Source organism: Synechococcus sp. R60.1, assembly GCF_047461835.1.
Lineage (GTDB): Bacteria > Cyanobacteriota > Cyanobacteriia > Thermostichales > Thermostichaceae > Thermostichus.
In genome coordinates this window covers 5,275-8,892 of the sequence record NZ_JANSIA010000062.1, presented here as the reverse complement: position 1 = coordinate 8,892, position 3,618 = coordinate 5,275, and the positions used below count along the sequence as shown (strand labels likewise).

The window sequence follows — 3,618 nt, the reverse complement described above, 5'->3', positions numbered from 1 at the left end:
TCCTAAATGTTTGCTGTAACCCTTCGTTGGTCAAAGGACACCTCGTAAAAGTGCTCTGCGCCGCCGTCGCGATGGCCTTGTGGCGAGACTCTGAAAGGCTGATTTCTCAAGAAGGGCTGGATTATTCGTTCCTGGAACGCGCTTTGCCGGTGAGGTGCCCCCTGGATCCAGCGCCGGCGCAGCCCTAGAGCCCCACTTCAACCCCGACTAGCCAAGCCACCAGGGTGAAATACACCCAGAGGCCGGTGAAGTCTTTAATGGTGGTGATAAAAGGATCCGCTCCCGGAGCGTGGTCAAAGCCCAGCTTTAACATCACCCAGGGCAAAATGGCGCCCAAGATAGCCCCCAAAGTGAGGACAATGGCCAGAGCCAAGCCCACCGCTAGACCCAATTGTGGGATCCCATTGGGTGCCCCCTGCCAGAAGTAGGCAATCACCCCAGCCGTGGCCCCCAGGATCACACCGATAATGCCACCAATGCTGGCTTCGCGCAGCAAATAGGGGAGAAACTGCCGCACGTTGATGTGGCCCCAAGCCAAGCCACGGGCAAAGATGGTCGTAGATTGGGTACCGACATTACCGCCCATATCCATGACCAAGGGGATGAAAATAGCCGCTGCCGTTACTGCTTGCAACACCTCCTCAAAGGTTTCGATCACTCCCCCCACCAACATGCCGCCAATCAAGGTGATGATTAAAAACGTGATGCGCAGGCGGACGGCATACCAACGGGCGCCTTTAACCAGGCGCTCGCTCCAAACCTTGTCTCGGCTGAGCAAGCTGCCCACCCCTGCTTGGGCCAGAGCGGCGTCGGTGGCTTCTTCTTCCACCAAGTTGATGACATCTTCAAAGGTGATATCTCCCACCAAGCGCCCTTCCGTATCCACCACCGGAATAGCCGGCAAGCCCGAATCCTTGAGCAAACGAGCTGCCTGGAGATCCCGGTCGGTAACCCGCGCAAAAATATCCGATCCCTCAATCAGCTCCCGAATGGGCAAATCCGGATCTGCTTTCACGAGGCGCACGGTGCGAACCAAACCTTTGTAGAACCGCTGATCGTCCACCACAAAAATCACATCCAGCTCATCGTCTCCCAGTTGAGAGTCCCGCACGCTGGCCAGAGCAGCCCCGACGGTGATGGTATCCCGTACCGACAAGTAGCGCAGGTTCATCAGCCGACCGGCACTGCGCTCTGGATAACCCAGCAAGATATTCACTGCTTCCCGAGCTTCTGGGCTGAGGTTGGCAATGAGGCGCTTGGTTACTTTGGCCGGCAACTCCTCAAACAGACGTACCCGCTCATCAGGTGGCAGAGCTTCTATGAGCTGGATCACTTCTGGGCTTTCCATGCTGCGAATGAGATCGGCCTGCTCTTCGGGCCGCAGATACTCAAACACTGCAATGGCTTTGTCTTTTTCCAGCAAGCGGAAAGCCAAAGCCCGCTGCCGAGGTGAAATCTCCATCAACTGCTGCACCAGCTCGGCAATGGGAGCGCGGTTGGCCTCTCGCTTGGCGGCTTCCAAGGAAGCAGGGGTTAGGAGATCGCGAAGAACGTTGTGCCGCATGATAAACCTCCGAACGTTGGGGTCAGCCGGGATGAAGAGAACCAGGAGGTCAACAGCCAACCGGTGCTCCGAGGCTCACAGGGAAGCCCTGAAACCCTTGGATGGCCGCGCAGCAAGCCGTAGGTCTAGCGCCAGGCCTCCAAGCCCAGCTTGGATCGCAAGCGCCCAAGCCGATAAAAGGGACTCCAAGGGATCCCCAGGCCTGCGGAAACCCCAAAACCCACAACGGGAAAGTCAAGGGGAATCCCCTCGGAATTACTCCTGATCTCCCCTTTTCTGAACAGGGCTGCACAAACCTATTGCTCAGGTAAGGCTCTGCTCAGCTCATCTGTTCGTCGCCGACTGAGAGAGCCACCCAAGTCAAAAGCTAGCCGGGAAAACTCTCCCACCCCTTCGCGTTGGCGAAACGGGATCCTCTCAAGCGACGACAGAAGCTGTCAGCGGGGAAAAGGAGGACACCAGTAAGAGCCCAATCTTCAAGAACTTGCTCCTCGAAGACCATCCACTGGTGGCTGGCGCTACGACTACCGGAAGCGTCCATGCTGTTGAACGTTTTCCTCCAAAAAGGTTAACCGAAACAACCCGGACAGCCAGAAGAGGATCTCTTCAGCCCCCTTTAGGCTAGTTGCAGGAGTGGGATCCCGTCAACCCTTTTTCTCCAGCTCATCCGGTGAACAATCGGCGGAGCAGCTTGAGGGTAAGATCGGAGTGAGCAGCAATAGCCCCCTTGTGGTTCCTCTCGTCTCGACATTGCCCTCAGCCTGACTCAGCAGAGTCCACACCCCGGTGGCTTGCGACCTTGAGCAACCCACACCCTTCGCCACCTCTGTTTTTTCAGTAGCCTTGCCCCAATGAGCTGCGCGGAGTGGGTCAGCTCTTCCCATCTTCTACAGGCGCCGATGTCCTTGAGCTTATGGCCTCCCTTCCCCTCATTGCCGTGATCTTGGGCACACGGCCCGAAGCCATTAAGCTGGCCCCGGTGATTCAAGCCCTGCGTGCCAGTCCCCATCTGCGCACCGAGCTGATCTTGACCGGACAACATCGGGAAATGGTGGATCAGGTGATGCGGCTATTCGGTCTGCAAGCGGATCGGGATCTGGCGATCATGCGCCCCCGCCAAAGCTTGACAGACATTACCGAAGCCACCTTGCGGGGCCTGGAACTCTACTTTCAAGAGCAACATCCTCAACTGGTTTTGGTGCAGGGAGATACCACCACCGCCTTTGCGGCTGCCTTGGCAGCTTTCTACCACCGCATCCCGGTCGGGCATGTGGAAGCCGGACTGCGCACCGATGATCTCTACAATCCTTTCCCCGAAGAGGCCAATCGCCGCCTGATCTCTCAGTTGGCCAGCCTGCACTTTGCCCCTACCCCCCAAGCCGTTGACAACCTGAAGCGAAGCCACGTGGTGGGATCCATCCATTGCACCGGCAACACCGTCATCGACGCCCTACTGCAGGTGGCCTCCCAAGGGATCCCCTGCCCCATTCCCGGCCTGGACTGGCAGCGCTACCGTGTCCTGCTGGTTACCGTGCACCGGCGGGAAAATTGGGGGGATCCCTTAACTGCCATCGGCAAGGCTCTGCTGCAGATTTTGGCCGAGTTTCCCGATACCGCCCTTCTTTTGCCCCTCCATCCCAACCCCTTGGTGCGGGATCCCCTGCAAGCCCTGTTGGGATCCCATGAGCGGGCTTTTCTCACTGAGCCTCTGGACTATCCCCTCTGGGTGAGCGCCATGCAGCGCTGTACCCTCATCCTCAGCGACTCCGGCGGCATTCAAGAAGAGGCCCCTGCCCTGGGCAAACCGGTGCTGGTGCTGCGGCAGACCACCGAACGTCCTGAAGCGATTGCTGCCGGCACCGCCCGCCTGGTAGGCACACACCCCGAAAAGATCCTGAAGGCAGCCCGAGAATTGCTCACAGACCCACAAGCCTATGCCCGCATGGCCCAAGCCCAAAACCCCTTTGGCGATGGCACTGCCGCCCGGCAAATTCGCCACATCATCGAGCGGTGGTTTAACCCGCAAAGCCCTCGAGAAGAACAAAGTTAAGAAT

At 58.2% G+C, this 3,618-nt stretch carries 2 protein-coding genes; one reads left to right on the top strand and one right to left on the bottom strand.

Annotation, left to right across the window (positions count from 1 at the left end):
• Window positions 1–184 precede the first annotated feature (184 nt).
• Entirely contained in the window at window positions 185–1,564 is a 1,380-nt protein-coding gene (gene mgtE, locus NW834_RS09490) for a magnesium transporter (RefSeq protein ID WP_414426292.1), read from the bottom strand.
• Between the two features lie 913 nt (window positions 1,565–2,477).
• On the opposite strand from mgtE, the gene wecB reads away from it, so the two are divergent.
• A complete protein-coding gene (wecB, locus tag NW834_RS09485) occupies window positions 2,478–3,614 on the top strand; it encodes a non-hydrolyzing UDP-N-acetylglucosamine 2-epimerase (protein ID WP_414419533.1) in 1,137 nt (378 codons plus the stop codon).
• Window positions 3,615–3,618: the final 4 nt, after the last annotated feature.